Here is a 20,913-nt window from a genome sequence, read left to right on the forward strand (position 1 = left end):
CTGACGCTGCCGGCGGCCTTGCCCCCCGCCTCGACGATGGCCTCGAGAGCGCCCTCGCGGGTGAAGCCCTCGAGGCTGCCGGTCGCCACGACGGTCACCCCGGCGAGCACTCCCCCTGCTGCCTCGGCCGCTCCCGGGCCGGGGTGACCCGGAGTCGTGAACTGCACGCCCGCGGCCGCCCACCGATCGATGATCTCGGTGTGCCAGTCGACGTCGAACCAGGCCAGCAGCGCGTCGGCGATGATGCCGCCCACGCCGTCGACCGCCGCGAGCTCGTCGCGTGAAGCCGCCCGGATGGCGTCGAGCGAGCCGAAGTGGTTCGCGAGGGCGCGAGCTGCGACCGGTCCGACGTGCCGGATGCTGAGACCGACCAGGATGCGCCACAGGGGGCTGGTCTTCGCCTTCTCGAGGTTGGCGAGCATCTCGATCGCCGTCTTGGACGGCACCGAGGTCTCGTCGCCCGAGAACTCGCCCGCCGTGGGGTCGTACGTGCCGTCGCGCTTGGCGCGCTTGCGCCGGAACGGGGTGACGAGTTTCGGCTGGCCGTCGGCCTCGAGCTTCTGCATGCCGGTCTCGGCATCACGCACGACGACCCGTACGGGGAAGATGTCGGCCATCGTCAGGCTGAACAGGCCCGCCTCGGTTCGGAGCGGCGGCGTGGCCGGCTCGACGGGCTGCGTCAGCGCGGCGGCGGCGACCTCGCCGAGGCCTTCGACGTCGAGCGAGCCACGGGAAGCGATGTGCTCGACGCGACCGCGCACCTGCGCCGGGCAGCTCTCGGCGTTGGGGCAGCGGAGGTCGATGTCGCCCTCTTTCGCGGGCTTGAGCGGGGTGCCGCACTCGGGGCAGTCGACGGGCATGACGAACTCGCGTTCGGCACCGTCGCGCAGTTCGATGACCGGGCCGAGCACCTCGGGGATGACGTCGCCCGCCTTGCGCAACACGACGGTGTCGCCGATCAGCACGCCCTTGGCCTTGACCACCTGCTGGTTGTGCAGGGTCGCCTGACGGACCTCGCTGCCGGCGACCTCGACCTTCTCCATCACGGCGAACGGCGTGGCCCGCCCCGTGCGTCCGACGCTGACGACGATGTCGAGCAGCCTCGTGTTGACCTCTTCGGGCGGGTACTTGAACGCCGTCGCCCAGCGCGGGGCCCGGCTCGTCGCCCCGAGCTCGTCGTGCAGGGCGAGGTCGTCGACCTTGACGACGATGCCGTCGATCTGGTGCTCGACCGACGAGCGGCGTACGCCGTAGTCGTGGATGAACGCCTCGACCTCGGCGACCGTGTCGAAGACGCGGTAGTGGGTCGAGATGGGCAGCCCCCACCCGCCCAGCAGGTCGTAGACCTCGGACTGCGACCGCACCTCGGTCGCGCGTTCGAGTTCGCGCACCGGCCAGGCACCGATCCCGTGCACGAGCATGCGCAGGCGACGGAGGCGCGCGTGCATCAACTCGCGCTTCTCGGGGCTCTTGCCCTCTTCTTTCTGACGCAGCGAGCCGGCGGCGGCGTTGCGGGGGTTCGCGAAGACGCGTTCGCCGGCCTCACGCTGCTGCGCGTTGAGCTCGTCGAACTCGCTGACCGGGAAGAAGATCTCGCCCCGCACCTCGACGAGCGGGGGGTGGCCGGTGCCCTCGAGGCGCTCGGGGATGGTGCCCATCGCGAGCACGTTGCCGGTCACGTCTTCGCCGACGACGCCGTCGCCGCGCGTGGCGGCGGTGACGAGCACTCCGTCTTCGTAGCGCAGGTTGATCGCCAGGCCGTCGATCTTCAGCTCGGTGAGGAACCGCACGCGCTCGGCGCCGGCGTCGCGCTGCACCTTGCCGGCCCACTCGGCCAACTCGTCGTCGCTGAACACGTTGTCGAGGCTGAGCATGCGCTCGGCGTGTTCGACGGGTGCGAACTGGGTGGTCTCGGCCCGGCCGCCGACCGTCTGCGTGGGACTGTCGGGCTTCTGCAGCTCGGGGTGCACCCGCTCGAGGGCGTCGAGGCGTCGCACGAGCCCGTCGTAGTCGGCATCGGCGACGGTCGAGCCGTTGCCCTCGTAGTACTGGTCCCGCAGCTCGAGGATGCGGGTCGTCAGCCGTTCTGCCTCGTCTCGCGCCCGGGACAGGTCGTCGGGGACGCCGTCCGTCTCGACCGCCGACCCGGAGGCGGCGTCGGTGCCGGTCTCGCTCATCGTCGGTCGCCTCAGGCGGTGGCGGCAGCGGGGACCGGAACGGCGCTGACCGTGCGGTCGATCGTGCACTGCCCGAGGACGCGGGTGCCGACGTAGACGACGGCGGTCTGCCCGGGGGCGACGCCGTTGAGGGGTTCGCGAGGTGTGATCACGAGTTCTTTCTTACCCTCGACCACCGACACCCGCGCGACGGCGGGAACCGGGTCGGCGTGGGCACGGATCTGCACGTCGCAGTCGAACGCGACCGTCGGGTCGACCGGGGCGAGCCCGGCCCACGTGTACGAGCCGCCGGCGATCTCGGCGATGTCGAGAGCCTCTTTCGGTCCGACGACGACCGTGTTGTCGACGGGCCGCACCTCGAGCACGAAGCGAGGTTTGCCGTCGTCCGAGGGGAACCCGATGTTGAGGCCCTTGCGCTGACCGACAGTGAAGGCGTGCGCGCCCTCGTGCGAGCCGACCACGGCGCCGCTGCGGTCGAGGATCTCGCCCGACTCGGCACCGACGCGCTCGGCGAGCCACCCGCGGGTGTCGCCGTCGGGGATGAAGCAGATGTCGTGGCTGTCGGGCTTCGACGCCACGCTGAAGCCGCGTTCGGCCGCCTCGGCCCGCACCTCGGCCTTGGAGGGCGTCGCCCCGAGCGGGAACATCGAGTGCGCGAGCTGCTCGGCGGTGAGCACGCCCAGGACGTACGACTGGTCCTTCGCCCAGGCGGAGGCGCGGTGCAGCTCGCGATTGCCCCGGTCGTCGGTGAGGATCGTCGCGTAGTGCCCCGTGCAGACCGCGTCGAAGCCGAGCGCGAGCGCCTTCTCGAGCAGGGCGGCGAACTTGATGCGCTCGTTGCAGCGCATGCAGGGGTTGGGAGTGCGACCCGCGGTGTACTCGGCGACGAAGTCGTCGACGACGTCGAGCTTGAAGCGCTCGGAGAAGTCCCACACGTAGTAGGGGATGCCGATCTTGTTGGCGGCGCGCTGGGCGTCCATCGAGTCCTCGATGGTGCAGCAACCCCGGCTGCCCGTCCGCAGCGTGCCGGGCATGCGGCTGAGCGCCAGATGCACCCCCACCACGTCGTGGCCGGCCTCGACCGCCCTCGCCGCGGCGACCGCCGAGTCGACTCCACCACTCATCGCTGCCAAGACCTTCATCCGACAAGTGTACGCAGCGGGCCTAGGGTGGCGGACGACATGTCTTCCTCCTCCCCCGCCTTCAGCATGCGGTCGGTGGCCCTCGCGGCGTTCCTGCCCGCGGCGCTCTTCGCCATCGGCGAGGGGGCCATCATCCCGATCATCCCCGTGGTGGCGAGCGAGCTCGACGCCTCGCTCCCCTTCGCCGGCTTCGTCGCCGCGCTCATCCTCGTCGGCGAGCTGATCGGCGACATCCCGAGCGGATGGCTCGTCAGTCGCATCGGCGAGCGCACCTCGATGATCGGCGCCTCGCTCGTCAGCATCGGCGGTCTCGTCACCTGCCTGCTGGCGCCGAACGAGATCGTCCTCGCCGTCGGCGTGCTGGTCATCGGCCTCGCGACCGCGGTCTTCGCCCTCGCTCGACACGCCTTCATGACGAGCTTCGTGCCCGTCGAGATCCGCGCCCGGGCTCTGTCGAGCCTCGGCGGGGTCTTCCGGCTCGGCTACTTCGTCGGCCCGTTCCTGTCGGCCGGGGTCATCGAGCTGACCGGGTCCGTCCAGTCGGCGTTCGTCGTGCACATCGTCGGCTGCCTCGGTGCGGCCGTCGCGCTGCTCGTCCTGCGTGACCCGTCGGCGGCCTTCGGCGTCCGGCCGGGTCGCGGCACCGAGGACGGCGCCGACCTCGTCGCGAGGGAGGCCCAGGGGCTCTTCGGCACCCTCTGGCGTCACCGCGGCGTGCTGCTGAAGCTCGGCAGCGGCGCGGCCCTGATCGGCGCCATGCGCTCGGGCCGCCAGGTCATGTTGCCGCTCTGGGCCGTCAGCATCGGCCTCGGGGCGTCCGAGACCGCGATCATCATCGGCATCGCCGGCGCCGTGGACTTCGCGTTGTTCTACACGAGCGGCCAGATCATGGACCGCTTCGGGCGCCTGTGGAGCGCCGTCCCCTGCATGGTCGGCCTTGGCCTCTCGTACCTCGCGCTGTCGGTCACGCACGACCTCGACGCGAACGTCGGCTGGTTCGTCACCGTCGCGATCCTGATGTCCCTGGCCAACGGCGTGGGCAGCGGCATCCTCATGACGCTCGGCGCCGACCTGGCCGACAAGGGCGACCCCGCGCCCTTCCTCGGCGCCTGGCGCTTCACCGGGGACGCCGGCAGCGCGGCCGCTCCGCTTGTCATCTCCGGGGTGACCGCCGTCGTGTCGATCTCGCTGGCCAGCGGGGTGATGGGTGTGCTCGGTCTCGTGGGCGCAGCGATCCTCGTGCGCTACGTGCCCCGGTACTCACCGCACGTGCCCCGCTCGAAGCGCTAGCACCTCCTCGTCCGCCGTTCCGGCCCGAGGCCGTCGTCGGTACACTCGGTCTGCCGCGGGAGTGGTGGAATTGGCAGACACGCAGGATTTAGGTTCCTGTGCTTTCGAGCGTGAGGGTTCAAGTCCCTTCTCCCGCACGACCCATCTGAGGCCCCGGGAACGCCGGCGACCACGACCGGAGAACACCCGATGCTGCCCCTCGTCTCCATCCCCTGGCTCAACCCCGAGTACCTGCTCACGTCCTTCGGCCCGTGGGCCGTGCTCGGCGTCTGCCTGCTCGTCTTCGCCGAGACGGGCCTGCTCGTCGGGTTCCTGTTCCCGGGCGACACGTTGCTGATCATCACGGGCATCCTCGCCGCGACCAACCCCGGGGCCCTCGGCCTGCCGATCTGGCTCATCGCGATCTTCATCAGCATCGCCGCGTTCGCCGGTGGCGAGCTCGGCTACCTGATCGGCCACAAGGTCGGCCCGCGCATCTTCGAGCGGAAAGAGAGCGGCCTGTTCAGCGTCGCCAACGTCAACCGCACGAACGCCTTCTTCGAGCGGTTCGGCCCGATGGCCGTCATCATCGCCCGGTTCGTCCCGGTGATCCGGACCTTCGCGCCCATCATGGCCGGCGTCGGCCACATGAGCTACCGGCGCTACTCGCTCTTCAACGCGATCGGCGCCGTCGTCTGGGGCATGGGCATCACGCTGGCGGGCTTCGGCATCGGGCACATCCCACCCGTCGCGGACTTCGTCAGCTCGTACATCGACCTGATCCTGCTCGGGGCCGTGCTGGCCACGGTGATCCCCATCGCCATCCATTACTTCCACGGGGTGCACCAGGCCAAGAAGGCCGAGGCCTCGGGCGAGGTCGAGACGCCTCAGGTGTCGTCCGCGCCGCACGACGCCTGAGCACCGCGGGCACGTGGGCGGCTGCCGACCGCACCACCCCGAGGAGGCGCGCGCGGCTCAGTCCGCCAGCGCGGCCACCCGGGGTGCGATCGCCCGGAACGCCCGGGCGCGGTGGCTGACGGCGTTCTTCTCGTCCGCGGTGAGCTCGGCCGCGCTGCGGCTCTCGCCCTCGGGGCGGAAGACGGGGTCGTAACCGTGCCCGTTCGAGCCGACCCGCGCCTCCAGCACCTCGCCGTGCCACTCGCCGTACTCGACGTGCTCGACCCACTCGCTCGCCTCGGGCGGCCCGTCGGGGCCCCCGGTACCGGCGGGGCTCGGCACGACGAGGGCGGCGGCGCACGAGAACCACGCCGAGCGGTCGTCGGCACCGTCGAGCTCGGTCAGCAACTTGTCGATGTTGTCGTCCGCGTCGCGGGTGCCGGCGTAGCGTGCCGAGTGGATGCCGGGAGCCCCGCCGAGGGCCGCCGCCGAGATGCCGCTGTCGTCGGCGAGCGCGGGAAGCCCGGTGTGACGTGCTGCCGCACGCGCCTTGATCAGGGCGTTGGCGGCGAACGTGTCACCGTCCTCGACCGGCTCGGGGCCGTCGTAGGCGACCAGCTCGACGCCCGGCGCCGTCTCGGCGAGCAGCAGCCGCAGCTCGGCCACCTTGCCCTGGTTGTGCGTGGCGATGACGACGCGGGTCATCGGCCGAGGGCCTCGCGTTGGAAGCGGCTCAGGTCGACGGCGCCGGCGACGGCGAGGTCGAGGAGGGAGTCGAGCTCGCGCCGGTCGAACGGCGCTCCCTCGGCCGTGCCCTGCACCTCGACGAACGACCCGCTGCCCGTGACGACGACGTTCATGTCGGTCTCGGCCCGGACGTCCTCGACGTAGGCGAGGTCGAGCATGGGCTCGCCGTCGATGATGCCGACCGAGACCGCCGAGACGCTGTCGGTCAGCGGCGTGGCCTTCTGCCCCACGAACTTCTTCTCGCGGCCCCACTCGATCGCCTGGGCCAGGGCGACGTAGGCACCCGTGATCGCGGCGGTCCGGGTGCCGCCGTCGGCCTGCAGGACGTCGCAGTCGAGCACGATCGTGTTCTCGCCGAGCGCCTTGGTGTCGACCACGGCCCGGAGGCTGCGGCCGATCAGGCGCGAGATCTCGTGCGTGCGTCCACCGATCTTGCCCTTGACGCTCTCGCGGTCGTTGCGCGAGTTGGTGGCCCGGGGCAGCATCGCGTACTCGGCGGTGACCCAGCCCTTGCCCTTGCCCGTCAGCCAGCGGGGCACGCCGTTCGTGAAGGACGCGGTGCAGAGCACCTTGGTGCCGCCGAACGTGATGAGGGCGCTGCCCTCGGCGTGGGCGCTCCACCCGGTCTCGATGGTGACGGGTCGCAGATCGGTGGTGCTGCGCCCGTCGGCGCGGACGGTCGTGCTCGTGGTGTCGGTCATGATGCCTTCTCTCGGCGGTGGTGGACGGTGGCGTCGGGGTCGTCGACCCCGAGGGACGCAGGAGGCGCGGGTCAGGTCCGCTCGACGGTGCGGAGGTTCGTGGGCAACTCGATCGCCCCCGTCTCGAGGTGACCGACGCGCGAGACCTCGGGCCCCAGGAACCGCCGGGCCAGGCGCAGGAACGCCTTCTCGTCGGGCCCGGTGGCCTCGAATTCGTGGTGTGGCTCGCCGCGGTCGGTGCGCTCGAGCCCGTGCTGGACGAGCGTGCGGTAGACGTCGGCCGCCGTCTCTTCCGCGCTGGACACGAGCCGGACGTCGGGGCCCACGACGTACTGCACGGCCGCCGACATGAGGGGGTAGTGGGTGCAGCCCAGGACGAGGGTGTCGATGCCGGCGTCGCGCAGCGGGGCGAGGTAGCCCTCGGCGACGCCCCGCAGCTCGGGGCTCGACGTGTCGCCCGCCTCGACGAACTCCACGAAGCGCGGGCAGGCCTGCGTGAACAACTCGAGGCCCGCGGCGGCGGCGAAGGCGTCCTCGTAGGCCCGCGAGTTGATCGTGCCCTCGGTCCCGATGACGCCGATGCGGCCGTTGCGCGTCTGCTGCACGGCGGCGCGCACGGCCGGCTGGATCACCTCGACCACGGGGATGCCGGCGCCGATCGTGTACCGCTCGCGGGCGTCGCGCAGCACGGCGGACGACGCGGTGTTGCAGGCGATGACCAGGAGCTTGACGCCCTGGGCGACGAGGTCGTCCATCACGGCGAGGGCGTACTCGCGCACCCGGGCGATGGGCTTCGGTCCGTACGGCGAGTGGGCCGTGTCGCCCACGTACCGGATGGACTCGTGGGGCAGCTGGTCGATGATCGCCCGCGACACGGTCAGGCCGCCGACGCCGCTGTCGAAGACTCCGATGGGTGCGTCCGTCACGACCACGAAGCCTACCCGTCGCGAGCCGCGCCCCCCGGGACGACCGGGCGAGCCTAGGCTGGCGGGGTGACCAGCGCGCTGTTGACCGACCGGTACGAGCTCACCATGGTGGAGGCCGCCCTCAAGGCGGGCACGGCCCACCGGGACAGCGTCTTCGAGGTGTTCGCCCGACGCCTGCCCGAGGGACGGCGCTACGGCATCGTCGCGGGCACCGGTCGGTTCCTCGAACTCCTGTCCGACTTCCGGTTCGGCGACGACGAGGTGGCTTGGCTCCGCGAGGCGGGCGTCGTGGACGCCACGACGGCCGACTGGCTGGCCGACTACCGGTTCTCGGGCGACATCTGGGGCTACGCCGAGGGCGAGGTGTACCTGCCCGGGTCACCGCTGCTGGTCATCGAGTCGACGTTCGCCGAGGCCGTGCTGCTCGAGACCCTGGCGCTGAGCGTCTTCAACTACGACTCGGCGGTGGCCAGCGCGGCGGCGCGCATGGTCTCGGCCGCCGACGGGCGCCCCCTCGCCGAGATGGGTTCACGTCGCACGGGCGAACGCAGCGCCGTGGCCGCGGCCCGGGCCGCGTACATCGCGGGCTTCGGCGCCACGAGCAACCTCGAGGCCGGACGGTCGTGGGGCGTTCCGACGATGGGCACCGCGGCCCACGCGTTCACGCTCCTGCACGACACCGAGGAGGACGCCTTCCGCGCCCAGGTCGACACGCTGGGGCCGGGTACCACCCTGCTCGTCGACACCTACGACATCCCCGAGGCGGTGGCCACGGCCGTCCGGGTGGCCGGGCCGGGGCTCGGAGCGGTGCGCATCGACAGCGGCGACCTGCCGTCACTGGTGGGACAGGTCCGCACCCAGCTCGACGAGCTCGGCGCGACGGGGGCGAAGATCACCGTCACGAACGACCTCGACGAGTACACGATCGCCGCTCTGCGCGCGGCCCCGGTCGACTCCTTCGGCGTGGGCACGTCGGTCGTCTCGGGCTCGGGCCACCCGGCCGCCGGCATGGTCTTCAAGCTGGTCGCGCGTCGCGGGGACGACGGCGCCTGGGTCTCGGTGGCGAAGAAGTCGGCCGACAAGGCCACCGTCGGTGGACGGAAGTCCCCCGTGCGCGTGATCGTCGACGGGGTCGCCACCCGCGAGCTCATCCGCGTCGGATCGTCCGAGGTCGCGGCCGGGGAGCGCCCGCTGCACGTGCCGCTCGTGGTGGCAGGAGAAATCGACACCCGTCACACGGGAGCCGAGGGCGTGGCCCGCGCGCGCCTCCACCGAGCCGCGGCCGTGGCCGAGCTGCCCGACCAGGCGCTGAGGCTGGGCCGTGGCGAGCCGGTCGTCCCGACCGTCTACGCCTGACCCGGCGCCGGCTTCACTCGGACGTCATCTTCTCGTAGATCTCTTTGCAGGTCGGGCACACCGGGAACTTCTCGGGATCGCGACCAGGCGTCCACTTCTTGCCACAGAGCGCCTTGACGGGCTTGCCGCTCAGCGCGGACTCCATGATCTTGTCCTTCTTCACGTAGTGCGAGAAGCGCTCGTGGTCGCCCGGGTCGATCGCCTCGTCGTTCAGGAGCTTCTCGAGCTCGCGGTCCATGACGTCGAGGCCGCCGCCCGTCTGCGTGTCAGTCATGCAGACATCGTACGTCGACCTCGACTCAGCTGCGGAGGGCGAACGCCAGGAGCTCGGGCGCTCGCCGCGAGAAGACCCGGGCGCCGAGGGCCACACCCGCGACCAACACGATGAGTCCCACTCCGACACCGAGCGCCAGCGCCCAGGTGCCACCCGCCGGGTAGCCCGTGATCAATCCGCGACCGGCGAACCAGAGCGCGGGTGCCGTCGCGAGGACCGCTCCCCCGATCATGACGGTCTGCGCCCAGGCCGCGGTGGCGCCGTTCGACTGCGGCTGCTGGAACGGGTCGTCGTGCGGACGGACCGTGGCGTAGGGCATGAGGGCCGACACCAGGCTCGACAGGCCGAGGCCGCTGAGCAGGAAGCCGGCGCTCACCCCCAGCTCGGACGGCAGCGCCTGCCAGTCGCCGAACAGCCAGGTCGCGACGACCGAGCCCAGCACGACGAGAGGGACGCCGATCAGCAGTGGAGGCGCGAGTCGCCCCACGCGGTCCGCCAGGCCCCGCGTGTCGGACGCCACGTGCATCCAGAGGGCCGTGCTGTCGTAGGCCACGTCGTTGTGCGGCAGGAACCCCAGGATGAGGCACATGATCGGCACCGGGACGAGCGCCAGCCAGTTCCAACTGACGCCCGCGATGCCGAGGGGGACGACGAGCAGAGGCAGGAACGGGATGATGACGAGCGACATGCGGTAGCGCGCGTCGCGCATCCAGTAGGTGAGGCTGCGGCCGGCGACGGCACCGGTCGGCGAGGCCCGGACGTACTCGAACCAGCCGAGGCCGTCGCCGTCGTCGACCTCTTCGGGTTCGGGCCGGTCGACGAACGCGCGAGCGACGAGTGCCCGCCAGGCGAGCCAGAGGGCCACGAGCGAGACGACGGCGATGGCGACGTCGGCCACGACGCGACCCGTCTGGCCCGCGGCGACGTGGCCGGGAAGCGCGAGCGCGGCCCCGAAGGGCGTCCAGGCGAGGGCGTCCGCGACGACGCCGGTGCCCGAGCGGCCGGGCAACGAGAGGCGGACGAGGTCGACGATCACGGGTACGGCCAGCAGGACGACGAGCACGGCCCCGACGAGCGCGAGCTCGCGACCGCGACGGGACGTCAGCACGACACTGTTCAGCGTCGAGGCCACGAGGGCCAGCAACAGCGCCGTGACGCCGGCGACGAGGGCGCCGACGACGGCGATCGCCGCGACGCCGGTGCCCTCGCCCCAGGCACGGACGTACCCGGTCGAGAGGACCAGCAGGGCCAGCGTGGGCAGGCCGATCGCGGCACCGAGCGCGAGGCCGACCGCTGCCCCTCCCTCGGACACGCCGAGGACGGCGAGACGGCGGGGGTCGCTCCAGGCGGGACGGACGGTCGCGAAGGGGACGACGGCGAAGCCGACCAGCAGCAGGGAGCCCCCACCGACCGCGAGGGCGCGGACGTCGTCGAGGGGCGCGTCGCGCAGGCCGCTCACGAGGCTCGCGACGGCGATCGTGACGATGAGGACGGCGAGCACGGAAGCCACGGCGACGGTCAGGCGGCGCGGGCCGAAGCGGACCGTGTTGCCGATCGTCTGGAGCCTCAGTCGGAGAAGTTCTGCAACCATTCCATGCCCTCCGTGACCGCGCGCCCGCCGGCGAGCTCGACGAACCGCTGCTCGAGAGAGCGTCCGGCCCGGACCTCGTCGACCGTGCCGCTGGCGAGGACGTGACCGTCGACGATCACCGCGACGCTGTCGCAGATGCGCTCGACGAGGTCCATGCTGTGACTCGACAGCAACACCGTCCCACCCCCGGCCACGTAGCGCTGCAGGACGTCCGTCACGGTGGCGGCCGACACGGGGTCGACCGACTCGAACGGCTCGTCGAGCACGAGGACCCGGGGCGAGTGGATGATCGCGGCGGCCAGGGCGATCTTCTTCGTCATGCCCACGGAGTAGTCGCTGACGAGACGGCCGAGCGCGTCGTGAAGGCCGAACGCGGTGGCGAGGTCGGAGGAGCGCTTGCGTGCCGTGACGCCGTCGAGCCCGCGGAGGGTCGCCGAGTAGTAGAGGAGCTGCGCACCGGTCAGCCGGTCGAAGAGTCGCAGACGGTCGGGGAGGACACCGAGCGACCGCTTCGCCGCGGCCGGGTCGCGCCAGACGTCGGCCCCGAGGACGGTCACCGTGCCGGCGTCGGGTCGCAGCAGACCGGTCACGATCGACAAGGTGGTCGTCTTGCCGGCCCCGTTCGGACCGACGATTCCGTAGAACGACCCGGCTCGGACCTCGAGGTCGACGTTCTCCACCGCGACCGTGCCGCCGTAGCGCTTCATGAGCCCCGAGATCGCGAGCACCACGGGGGCCTCGGCGTCGACCTCGCGCGCCGCTCGCACCGAGCCCTCGTCGGCGGAGGTCCGTTCGGTCTCGACGGCGACGCCGTCCTCGGCCTCGGAGAGATCGCCGACGGTCTCGTCGGTGGTGGTCGTGTCGTCGTCGTCCGGGGCGGTCGACGGAGAGTCGCCGGCGAGCGCGTCGTCGAGGGCGGCGGCCGACTCCTCTTCGGAGGTCAGGGCATCACCGAAGTAGTCGTCGGCCGAGACGCGGACGACGACTGTGCCCTCCGTCGTGACTCCTGCGTCGGCCAGTTCGGCGACGACCTCTTCTTCTGCGGCCCTCGCCGCCGCCTCGGCCCGGGCGCGCGCGTTCGCGGCGCGGGTCGCTGCCGCCTTCTTGGCCGCCGCCGACCGATCGGCGGCGGTGCGCTGAGAGGGCTTGCGAGGCGAGGAGGGCTTCCGGGGCGCCGAGGGCTTGCGAGCCGTCGACGGTTTCGTCACCGGCACGCGGGGCGTCGTGGCCTCGGTCGTGGCGGCCGTCCCCTCGGCCACGTCCCCCGCGGTCGTCGCGTCGTCGTCCACTGTGTTCTCCCCCTGGTCGGATGCGCCCACCGCTCCGACCGTGTCGTCACCCGGCGTCGAGTCGGGGGCGATGTCACCCACTTCGTCCTCGCGCCGTCCAGCCATCGCCCCACCGTACCAAGGCCACGACGCCGACCGGACGACGGGAGGCGCATATCACGAAAGGGACACGCTTCGGGGCCGTTCCCTGGCTGCTCCTGGCCTGATCGGGTAGTCTTCAACGGCACGACGACGTGTCCAGATCGATGCTCCGCGGTGAACACCGCTCGAACACGAGGCGAATCGCACCCAGAGACGGGTCCGGTCCGCACCGCCGGGGCCACCGCAGAGCCCGTCCCGCACGGGCTCGCCCCTTGTGAGGAGACCAGCGTGAGCAAGAACGACACGAACCACCGCCAGCAGATCGTCATCCTGGCCGCCGGGCTCGGCAGCCGTCTCGGCCGCTCGCTGCCCAAGGCCTTGACCGAGCTCCACGACGGCCGCACCATCATGCAGCAGCAGTTCGACAACATCCGCGACGCCTTCGGGCCCGACGCCCGGGTGACCGTCGTCGTCGGCTACAAGTTCGAGCACATCGTCGAGGCCTTCCCGTCCGCCTCGTTCGTCTACAACGAGATGTACGACCAGACCAACACGTCGAAGAGCCTGCTCCGCGCCCTGCGGGCCAGCGCCTCCGGCGGCGTGCTGTGGATGAACGGCGACGTCGTCTTCGACCCGACGGCCCTCACCCGTGCGGCCCGCCTCGTTCGCGACGACCAGTCGTTCGTCACCGTCAACACCTCTAAGGTGTCCGACGAAGAGGTGAAGTACACGACCGACGCCGAGGGCTACATCGCCGAGCTGTCGAAGCAGGTCAAGGGCGGGCTGGGCGAGGCCGTGGGCATCAACTACGTGTCGAAGTCCGACAAGGCGACACTCATGCACCAGCTCTCCAAGGTCGACAACCAGGACTACTTCGAGCGTGGCATCGAACTGGCCATCGGCCAGGACGGGCTACGCTTTGAGCCCGTGGACATCTCCGACCTCTACGCCGTCGAGGTCGACTTCGCCGAAGACCTCGAGCGCGCGAACCTGTTCGTCTGAACCGGGCCGTCTCCCGACGGCCGCGTGCCGCTACGCGATGTCCTGAACGAGAAGGACGTCCGTGAGCACTGACCTGGCCGAACGGCCCCGTCGCAGCGGCTTCGCGCGATACCGCCAGACGCTCTGGTTGCTGACGAGTCGCGACCTCAAGGTCCGGTACTCCACCTCGAAGCTCGGCTACTTCTGGTCGATCCTCGACCCGCTCGTGATGTCGGGCATCTACTTCTTCGTCTTCTCGGTCGTGTTCAAGCGCTCGGTCGGCGACGAGCCGTACATCGTCTTCCTCCTCTCCGGCCTCCTGCCCTGGATGTGGTTCAACGGCGCGGTCTCCGACAGCACCCGGGCGTTCATCCGCGAGGCGAAGCTCGTCCGATCGACCAAGATCCCCCGGACGATCTGGGTGTTCCGACTCGTGGGTTCCAAAGGCATCGAATTCGCCCTCAGCCTGCCCGTCCTGGCCTTGTTCGCCGCCGTCGGAGGGGCCCAGTTGCACTGGCAGGCTGTGTTCTTCCCCTTGGCCATGGTCATGCAGACCGTACTCGTCGCCGGGGTGGGGCTCGTCGTCGCACCACTCGTCGTGTTCTTCCGCGACCTCGAGCGCGCCACGAAGCTCGCCCTGCGGTTCGCCTTCTACGCCTCGCCCATCATCTACGGCACCCAAGACCTCCCCGAGAGCCTGCACCTCCTGGCCGCGTTCAACCCGCTGAGCGGCATCTTCGGCCTCTACCGGTCGGCGTTCTTCCCCGAGCAGTTCGACCTCACCGAGGTGCTCGTCGGCGGTTCCGTGTGCGTCGTGGTCCTGGGCGTCGGGCTGCTCGTCTTCCGGGCCAGCGAGCGTGCCGTGCTGAAGGAGATCTGATGTCCACCACCGGACAACACCCCGTGATCCGCGTCGACGGCGTCGGCATCCGCTTCCGCCGCAACCGGCGCGGGCGGCGATCGTTCAAGGACCTCTTCGCCGACAGCAGCAGACGGTCGCGACCGGGCGAGTTCTGGGCCCTCCGCGACGTCAGCTTCGAGGTCCGACCGGGCGAGGCCATCGGCGTCGTGGGACGCAACGGCCAGGGCAAGTCGACGCTGCTCAAGCTGGTGGCCGAGGTGATCCTGCCCGACACGGGCACCGTCGAGGTGTCGGGCGGCGTCGCCCCCCTCATCGAGATCACCGGTGGCTTCGTCGCCGACCTGACGGTGCGGGAGAACGTGTACCTGACCGCCGGCCTGCACGGCATGACCCGCCCCGAGATCGACCAGCGCTTCGACGAGATCATCGACTTCGCCGAGATCGGCGACTTCGTCGACACCCCGTACAAGCACCTCTCGAGCGGCATGAAGGTCCGCATCGCGTTCGCCGTCATCTCACGGCTCGAAGAGCCCGTCGTGCTGGTCGACGAGGTGCTCGCCGTGGGTGACAAGGCCTTCCGCGAGAAGTGCTACGCCCGGATCGGCGAGATGCTGGCCGACGGTCGCACGCTCTTCCTCGTGTCGCACAACGAACGCGACCTCAAGCGGTTCTGCCGACGGGGCCTCTACCTCGACAAGGGTGCCCTGGTGTTCGACGGCCCCCTCGACGACGCCCTGGCCCGGTACGCCTCCGATCACCCTCCCCGCCCCTCGGCGTAGTGTCGAGGGGTGCCCGAACGCAGTCAGCCCCACAGCCCCGATCACGCCGCCTCGACGACGGACGCACAGCTCGCCGCCCGCGACGCCGCGAACTCGACCGAGTACCACTACCAGACGTCGGCGCCCGACCGGTCGGACGACGCCGCCTGGGTGCGACGTCTCGACAAGCTGTTGGCCGTCCAGCGTCCGGTCGTCGTCAAGCACGTCGCCACGCTGCGTCGGCGTCACAAGAAGGCGACACCACAGAAGCTCATCACCATCCTCGAGCGCGAGTACCTCGCCGCGGTCACGACCGGTGGGGCCGCCGTCGGGGCCAGCGCGGTGATCCCCGGTGTCGGCTGGGGTGTGTCGCTGGCGCTCTCGGGCGTCGAGACCGCCGGCTTCCTCGAGGCGAGCGCACTCTTCGCCCAGTCCGTGACCGAGGTCCACGGCATCGCCGTCTCGGACCCCGACCGCGCCCGGGCACTGGTCATGGCGATGCTGCTCGGCGGTCCCGGTGCCAGCCTCGTCCGTCAGTTCGCCGGCGAGGCCATGGGCACGGCTCCGGCCCGGACCGCGTTCTGGGGCGAGCTGGTGACCTCCAAACTGCCGAAGGCGGCCATGAGCGGCCTGACCGACACGATCCGCAAACAGTTCATCCGGCGATTCGCCGCCTCGCAAGGGGCCTCCGTCCTCGGGCGGGCCCTCCCGTTCGGCATCGGGGCCGTCGTGGGAGGGACGGGCAACCACCTGCTCGGACGCAAGGTCGTCACGACGGCCCGCACGGCGTTCGGTGCGGCGCCGGCCGAGTTCCCGGTCGCCCTGTCCCTCTGAGCAGCCGGCCGGGGGCGGCCGGCGTGGTCGGTCACGTCCCCTTCGACGGGTCCTCCCCAAGAGGCCGTCATCCACAAGGACTCGAGACGACCCTCGGCGGCCGCTCCTAGGGTCGACGACATGACGTCGACGTCCCTCGCCTACACCGTCCCCTTCACCCTCGACCGCTCCCGCGCACCCCGCGTCTACCGATTGCTCAACGACTCCCCCGAGACCGTGACCGGCGTCCGGGTCACCCTCGTCGGCACGGGGCTGCTCGTCCCCGTCGCGACCACCCGGCTCGACCCCGGCGACTCGGTCGACCTCTGTGTGCTGGGTGTCGAACTGGCCCGCAGCGCGATCGCCGTCGTGCGGTGGTTCCGGCCCGACGGCGACGAGTACCTCTGGCGGTTCAGCTTCTGACCTCCGGGGTGGACGAGTCCTGCCGGGTGGGGGGCCGCGTCAGCTAGTGAGCCGAGCCCGTCTCTCAGCGACGTAGTCCGCGGCCGTGAAGGCCTCCAGGAGGGGCGGCAGGTGATCGACCCCGAGGCCGGTGACCAGCACGGCCGGGTCGACCCCCAGCACCACGGCGAGCCGGACGATCGTGTGCAGCACGGGGTTCCCGATGCCACGCTCGATCTTTCCGTAGTTCGACACGTTCATGCCCGCGAGGTGGGCCACCTCGTCCTGGCTCAGGCCGAGCCGCAGGCGCTCGTCGCGGATGCGCTCTCCGAACTGGCGGGCGGCGGCGGACGTCGGTTCAGGCATGCCTCATGGATACGCTGCTCAGCGTCTGAGATCCAGAGTCCTCAGCACCGGGACATGAATGCCTCAGCGTTGAGAAGCTTTCCGTGCCCCGTCGCCGGGGTCAGAGGTCCGTCGCCTCCGCGTCGCTGGCCTCCTGCTCGGCGTCGTCGGCCGCACCGGCCGAGCGTGGTTCGACGAACGACGGTCGACGTGCGGCGTAGTCGTCACGCAGCCGCACGAGGTCCGCCACCGCGTTCTCGAACCGACGCGTGGCCGCCCCGGGCGACGTGTCGCCGAAGTGACGCCGTACCCAGTGATCGAGACGGCTCCGCGCCTCCGGATCGTCGACGACCCTGTCGACGAGAGAAACGATGTCGCCCGCGCCGTCGGCCGTCAACCACTCGGCGTCCCCGAGGTATCCCGACTCGTCGACGTCGGCCTCGACGGCCACCGGACGGGTCACGACGAGGGGTCGGCCCGTCGCGAGGCGGTCGTAGACCATCGCCGAGATGTCGGTCACGGCGACGTCCGCCGCGGCCAGTTGCCAACCGAGTTCGGGCCCCTCGTCGTGGATGTGATGAGCATCGGGATCACGAGTGTTGGCCTCGGCCAGTGCCCGGATGATCGCCTCGTGGGCTCGCCGGTACCCGGGGTCGAGCACACCGCTGCGCGGGTGTGCCCTGTAGACGACCCGGTGACGCCCCGAGGCCAGCAGGGCCCTGACGAGGGCGAGGCCGTGCGTGGCGATCGACCCGTAGGCGGCCGCAGGACGGTCGCCCTCCCAGGTGGGGGCGTAGAGCACGACCAGACGGTCGTCGTCGGGGTAGGGCACCTCACCCGAGAAGTGGTCGACCTGGGGCCGACCGATGGGCACGGCGCGCTTGTCGAGGTCGTAGTCCCAGAGCTTGGCGGCGAGTCGGTCCTTCGCGGCGTCGCCCGCGACGAAGGCGTAGTCGTACGCCTTGAACTGGTTCGTCGTCATGTACATCTTGTCGCTCTCGCCGTGGTTGACGAAGACGTGCCACATGCGGCCGTACCGCATCATCTGGAAGTTCTTCGCGTTCTGGTTGACGTAGAGGGTCATGGCGAGGGGTTGAGCGGCGACGAAGTCCTCGAGGTCGGCCACCTTGCGGGCGTAGACGAGCGGCACCGGGCTCTCGTCGAGCATGGTGACCATCGTGCCCGGCGAGCGGACGACGACGGCGACGGGGAAGGTCTCGGCCAGGCGGGCGAGCGGGGCGTACCACTGTCGGATCTGGTACATGTTCACGGTCGTGTCGGCGAAGTACACGGCGACGCGGACGGTGCCCGGAGCGGGCGTCGCCGCCGCCCGTGGGTCGCGCTCGAGCCGACGTCGACTGCTGCGCGATCGGACGGCCCGGCGGGCCAGGCTCCAGGCGAGCCCCAGGTCTCGGGTCAGCGGCACATGCCCTCCTCGGGTCGGTCCGTCACCCCGATCGGCGCCGGACCCCGGAAAGCCTAGAGGACCGGAGGTCGACCGGCCCTGGACATGCGGAGGACCGTTACCCAACCGATGGACCGTCGACCGCCCGGCGCCTCTCGCCACCCCTCCGCCCAGCCCGCGAACCACGGCCGCAGGCGCTGCGGGGTGCGTGCCCAGCGCAGCAGCTGGACCGCCGTCCAGGACGCGACGTAGACGGGGACGAGCGGCCACGGGAGGTTGCGCTTGGCCAACCAGACCCGGTTGCGCGCGTTCAGCCGGTAGTACTCGGCGTGACGCGCCGGGTCGATGGCCGGATGGTTCGCCACGAGCGAGCCCTCGTACCAGGTGCGCCTGCCCTGGGCCCAGACCCGCCACGCCAGCTCGATGCCCTCGTGTGCGTAGAAGTACGGCTCGCCCCAGCCGGCACAGGCGTCGAAGACGTCGCGGGGCAGCAGGGTCGCCCCTTCCCAGACCGAGAAGACGTCGCTCGACCGGCGAGGGTCGCCCTTGCGCAGGCGAGGCGTCCATCGCCGCGGATTGGCGGCGCCGTCGGGGTCCACGACCCGTGGCTGAAGGAGCCCGATCTCGGGTCGGGCCCGCAACAACGCGACGGCGTCCGCGAGGAACCGGTCGGAGGGCAGGCTCGCGTCGTCGTCGAGGAAGAAGATCCACTCGCCCGCGACGGCTTCGGCCCCCCGGTTGCGGCCGGCGGGGATGCCCACGTTCTCGGCGAGCTCGAGCAGGCGGACCCCGGTGGGCACCTCGACCTCCGGGCTCGCGGCGTCGCGTCCGTTGACCACGCAGACGACGTCGAGTGCGACGTCGCGCTGGGCCGACAGCGAAGCGAGCCCCCGACGCAGGTCGTCCGGGCGACGCCCCTGGGTCAGGCTCACGACTCCGACCCGGGGCAGGGCCTCGCTCAGGAGCGCACCCGCTTCGACGCCATGATCGCGACGAAGTGGCCGACCAGCGCCAGCACCGACAGCGGGAGCAGGGCGACGAGCAGGACGCGGTCGGCGGTGACGCCTCCGACGACGAGGCCGACGAGCGCCGCGAGGAAGACGAGCATGGTCAGCTCGACCGAGTGGTACAGCCGGTGGAACGGCACGAACCGCGCGGCGCTGCGCAGTCGGGACAGGAGGCGCCCGCTCGGCTGCGTCGCGCCTCCTCGTTTGTCTTCGAGCCGGTCGAGACCCGCGTTCGCACGGGCGACGTGGACCATGTCGTTGAGGGCCTTGTTGAGCACGATCACGAGGGCGAGGGCGAAGCCCGCGGTCGTCCAGAGGAAGTCACCCGGCGTCTCGAACGGGAATCCGGCGGCGCGGATGCCCAACACGATCGGGATGAGGGCCTCGGTCGAGTAATGGCCGACCTTGTCGAGGAAGACCCCGGCCGGCGAACTGGTGCCCCGCCAGCGGGCGACCTCGCCGTCACAGCAGTCGACGAGCATCTGCAGTTGGCCCAGCACGAGGGCGAGCAACGCGCCGGTGATGCCCGGCACGAGCAGCGACAGGGCGGTGCACCAGCCGACGAGGATCATCAGCCCGGTCACGCCGTTCGCCGAGACGCTCGTCTTGAGCAGCCACCAGGTCAGGTAGGGCGAGACGTCGCGCAGGTACAACGAGGCCGTCCAGTGCTCGGCGTTCGCGCGACTGCGCACCTCGGGCGGCTGGGCGACGCGTCGCAGCTCGGCGATCGAACTCGGTCTCGTGGGCAGCGCGGTCATCGGCGGCTACCTTCCGGTCTGGGCGGTGATGTTCTTCGTGAGGTCGAGGAAGCCGAGCACGAAGCCGACGCCCCACCCGAAGTGGATGGAAGGCAAGACTACGAGAAACCAGAGGCGGGTGCGGAGGTCGTCGCCGCGGGCGGCGAGCAGTGCGGCCGCGAGGACGAAGACGACGTACACACCGGGCACGACGAGGGCGAGCGTGGCCCACCCGAGCGGGCTGCCGAGCGCGAGTCCGACCACGCCGACCAACCCGACCACGAGGCCGAGGGCCACCCCGAGCACCATGACGGGCGGCACCAGGTACCGCACCGTGTTCGCCTTCGGGAACCGCCGGGCCAGTTCGCCCCGCCACAGCCCGGTGGCGACGAACTGTCGGGCCAGTTTGCGCAGGCTCGGGCGAGGTCGGTAGGTGACCACGAGCCGGGGCGTGAACCAGACCGTCCCGCCCGTGGCCCGGAGCCGCCGGTTGAGCTCCCAGTCCTGGCCGCGCTTGACGCCCTCGTCGAAGAGCCCGACCTCGAGCAGTCGGTGTCGCAGGAAGACGCCCAGGTAGGCCGTGTCGGTCGGGCCCTCGGCACCGCCGACGTGGTGCGGCGTACCCCCGAGGCCGACCCTGCTGCCGTAGGCCCGGGCCACGGCCTTCTCGAAGGGGGTGCGCCCGACGGCGGCCATGATGCCGCCCACGTTGTCGGCCCCACTGCGCTCGAGGGTCTCGACCGCGATGCGCGTGTAGTCGCTCGGCAGCACCGAATGGGCGTCGACGCGCACCGTGATCGGGTGGACCGAGGCGCGGATGGCCACGTTGAGGCCGGCCGGGGTCGAGCCGACGGGGTTGGGGATGCTCCGGACCCGGGGGTCGGCCGCCGCCATCTCGGCCACGACCTCGTTCGTGCGGTCGACGCTCGGGCCGAGGGCCAGGATCACCTCGAACGGGCCCTCGTAGTCCTGGACCAGCAGGCTCTCGACCGCCGCCCGGATGTCACGCTCCTCGTTGAGGACGGGCATGACGTACGAGACCCCGGGTCGGGTGGCGTCGCCTGCTTGCATGGATCGCGTTCCTCGGGCTGGTGAGCGCCGGGGAGGCGCGGGTCGGGACTGCGGACGGCCGCAGGGATCGTGGCGAGCTTAG

At 71.1% G+C, this 20,913-nt stretch carries 21 protein-coding genes and 1 tRNA gene; 9 read left to right on the forward strand and 13 right to left on the reverse strand.

From position 1 onward, the window contains the following. On the reverse strand, positions 1-2,177 hold a 2,177-nt coding region (ligA, locus tag SZ60_RS09340; protein WP_043595406.1), incomplete at its 3' end, for an NAD-dependent DNA ligase LigA. 11 nt (positions 2,178-2,188) lie between these two features. Further along, positions 2,189-3,319 carry a tRNA 2-thiouridine(34) synthase MnmA gene (gene mnmA / locus SZ60_RS09345; protein WP_082060017.1) on the reverse strand — a complete coding sequence of 377 codons (1,131 nt, stop codon included), beginning with the start codon at positions 3,317-3,319 and terminating at the stop codon, positions 2,189-2,191. Positions 3,320-3,358: 39 nt separating this feature from the next. Here mnmA and SZ60_RS09350 point away from each other — a divergent pair, with 39 nt between their 5' ends. From SZ60_RS09350 to SZ60_RS09360, 3 genes are all read left to right on the forward strand, one after another. Continuing rightward, positions 3,359-4,609, forward strand: coding sequence for an MFS transporter (locus SZ60_RS09350; RefSeq protein ID WP_043595408.1), 1,251 nt, complete (start codon positions 3,359-3,361; stop codon positions 4,607-4,609). 55 nt (positions 4,610-4,664) lie between these two features. Then, positions 4,665-4,746, forward strand: a tRNA-Leu gene (locus tag SZ60_RS09355). Between the two features lie 52 nt (positions 4,747-4,798). Continuing rightward, positions 4,799-5,506 (forward strand): DedA family protein, encoded by a 708-nt coding sequence (locus SZ60_RS09360; protein ID WP_043595409.1) that lies wholly within the window; start codon positions 4,799-4,801, stop codon positions 5,504-5,506. 57 nt (positions 5,507-5,563) lie between these two features. On the opposite strand, the gene SZ60_RS09365 is transcribed toward SZ60_RS09360, so the two are convergent. The 3 genes from SZ60_RS09365 to murI form a co-directional block, all read right to left on the reverse strand. Next, positions 5,564-6,190 (reverse strand): non-canonical purine NTP pyrophosphatase, encoded by a 627-nt coding sequence (locus SZ60_RS09365; protein WP_043595410.1) that lies wholly within the window; start codon positions 6,188-6,190, stop codon positions 5,564-5,566. Beyond that, positions 6,187-6,933, reverse strand: coding sequence for a ribonuclease PH (gene rph, locus SZ60_RS09370; RefSeq protein ID WP_043595412.1), 747 nt, complete (start codon positions 6,931-6,933; stop codon positions 6,187-6,189). The genes SZ60_RS09365 and rph overlap by 4 nt, the downstream gene beginning before the upstream one ends. Positions 6,934-7,004: 71 nt before the next feature. Further along, positions 7,005-7,859, reverse strand: coding sequence for a glutamate racemase (gene murI, locus SZ60_RS09375; protein WP_043595494.1), 855 nt, complete (start codon positions 7,857-7,859; stop codon positions 7,005-7,007). A gap of 105 nt (positions 7,860-7,964) precedes the next feature. Here murI and SZ60_RS09380 point away from each other — a divergent pair, with 105 nt between their 5' ends. Then, positions 7,965-9,215, forward strand: coding sequence for a nicotinate phosphoribosyltransferase (locus SZ60_RS09380; RefSeq protein WP_043595496.1), 1,251 nt, complete (start codon positions 7,965-7,967; stop codon positions 9,213-9,215). A 13-nt stretch (positions 9,216-9,228) separates the two neighbouring features. On the opposite strand, the gene SZ60_RS09385 is transcribed toward SZ60_RS09380, so the two are convergent. From SZ60_RS09385 to SZ60_RS17685, 3 genes are read right to left on the reverse strand one after another with little or no spacing between them, the layout of a single operon-like run. After that, positions 9,229-9,489 carry a DUF3039 domain-containing protein gene (locus tag SZ60_RS09385; protein ID WP_043595414.1) on the reverse strand — a complete coding sequence of 87 codons (261 nt, stop codon included), beginning with the start codon at positions 9,487-9,489 and terminating at the stop codon, positions 9,229-9,231. 25 nt (positions 9,490-9,514) lie between these two features. Further along, the gene (locus SZ60_RS09390) at positions 9,515-11,080 is read right to left on the reverse strand and encodes a hypothetical protein (protein WP_043595415.1); all 1,566 of its coding nucleotides are present in this window, start codon (positions 11,078-11,080) and stop codon (positions 9,515-9,517) included. Beyond that, positions 11,056-12,474 (reverse strand): ABC transporter ATP-binding protein, encoded by a 1,419-nt coding sequence (locus SZ60_RS17685; RefSeq protein ID WP_231567100.1) that lies wholly within the window; start codon positions 12,472-12,474, stop codon positions 11,056-11,058. The genes SZ60_RS09390 and SZ60_RS17685 overlap by 25 nt, the downstream gene beginning before the upstream one ends. A 264-nt stretch (positions 12,475-12,738) precedes the next feature. On the opposite strand from SZ60_RS17685, the gene SZ60_RS09400 reads away from it, so the two are divergent. The 5 genes from SZ60_RS09400 to SZ60_RS09420 all read left to right on the forward strand — a co-directional run bounded on the left by SZ60_RS09400 (position 12,739) and on the right by SZ60_RS09420 (position 16,287). Then, a complete protein-coding gene (locus SZ60_RS09400) occupies positions 12,739-13,452 on the forward strand; it encodes an NTP transferase domain-containing protein (RefSeq protein WP_043595417.1) in 714 nt (237 codons plus the stop codon). Between the two features lie 61 nt (positions 13,453-13,513). Continuing rightward, complete coding sequence (locus tag SZ60_RS09405) at positions 13,514-14,311, forward strand: ABC transporter permease (RefSeq protein ID WP_171007257.1); 798 nt, start codon at positions 13,514-13,516, stop codon at positions 14,309-14,311. After that, entirely contained in the window at positions 14,311-15,072 is a 762-nt protein-coding gene (locus SZ60_RS09410; protein WP_043595419.1) for an ABC transporter ATP-binding protein, read from the forward strand. Before SZ60_RS09405 ends, SZ60_RS09410 begins: the two co-directional genes overlap by 1 nt. 9 nt (positions 15,073-15,081) lie before the next feature. Beyond that, positions 15,082-15,885 carry an EcsC family protein gene (locus tag SZ60_RS09415; protein WP_231567101.1) on the forward strand — a complete coding sequence of 268 codons (804 nt, stop codon included), beginning with the start codon at positions 15,082-15,084 and terminating at the stop codon, positions 15,883-15,885. A gap of 120 nt (positions 15,886-16,005) precedes the next feature. Continuing rightward, positions 16,006-16,287 carry a hypothetical protein gene (locus SZ60_RS09420; protein WP_052505283.1) on the forward strand — a complete coding sequence of 94 codons (282 nt, stop codon included), beginning with the start codon at positions 16,006-16,008 and terminating at the stop codon, positions 16,285-16,287. 39 nt (positions 16,288-16,326) lie between these two features. On the opposite strand, the gene SZ60_RS09425 is transcribed toward SZ60_RS09420, so the two are convergent. The 5 genes from SZ60_RS09425 to SZ60_RS09445 all read right to left on the reverse strand — a co-directional run bounded on the left by SZ60_RS09425 (position 16,327) and on the right by SZ60_RS09445 (position 20,831). Beyond that, positions 16,327-16,632, reverse strand: a complete 306-nt coding sequence (locus tag SZ60_RS09425) for a helix-turn-helix domain-containing protein (RefSeq protein WP_043595421.1) — start codon at positions 16,630-16,632, stop codon at positions 16,327-16,329. Between the two features lie 100 nt (positions 16,633-16,732). Next, the gene (locus SZ60_RS09430) at positions 16,733-18,037 is read right to left on the reverse strand and encodes a CDP-glycerol glycerophosphotransferase family protein (RefSeq protein WP_043595422.1); all 1,305 of its coding nucleotides are present in this window, start codon (positions 18,035-18,037) and stop codon (positions 16,733-16,735) included. Between the two features lie 53 nt (positions 18,038-18,090). Next, positions 18,091-18,978 carry a glycosyltransferase family 2 protein gene (locus tag SZ60_RS09435; protein ID WP_043595423.1) on the reverse strand — a complete coding sequence of 296 codons (888 nt, stop codon included), beginning with the start codon at positions 18,976-18,978 and terminating at the stop codon, positions 18,091-18,093. Continuing rightward, positions 18,975-19,781, reverse strand: a complete 807-nt coding sequence (locus SZ60_RS09440) for a CDP-alcohol phosphatidyltransferase family protein (RefSeq protein WP_043595425.1) — start codon at positions 19,779-19,781, stop codon at positions 18,975-18,977. The genes SZ60_RS09435 and SZ60_RS09440 overlap by 4 nt, the downstream gene beginning before the upstream one ends. A 6-nt stretch (positions 19,782-19,787) precedes the next feature. Then, the gene (locus SZ60_RS09445; RefSeq protein ID WP_043595427.1) at positions 19,788-20,831 is read right to left on the reverse strand and encodes a glycosyltransferase family 2 protein; all 1,044 of its coding nucleotides are present in this window, start codon (positions 20,829-20,831) and stop codon (positions 19,788-19,790) included. Positions 20,832-20,913: the final 82 nt, after the last annotated feature.

The sequence above is a fragment of the Frigoribacterium sp. MEB024 genome, from assembly GCF_000878135.1.
Lineage (GTDB): Bacteria > Actinomycetota > Actinomycetes > Actinomycetales > Microbacteriaceae > Frigoribacterium.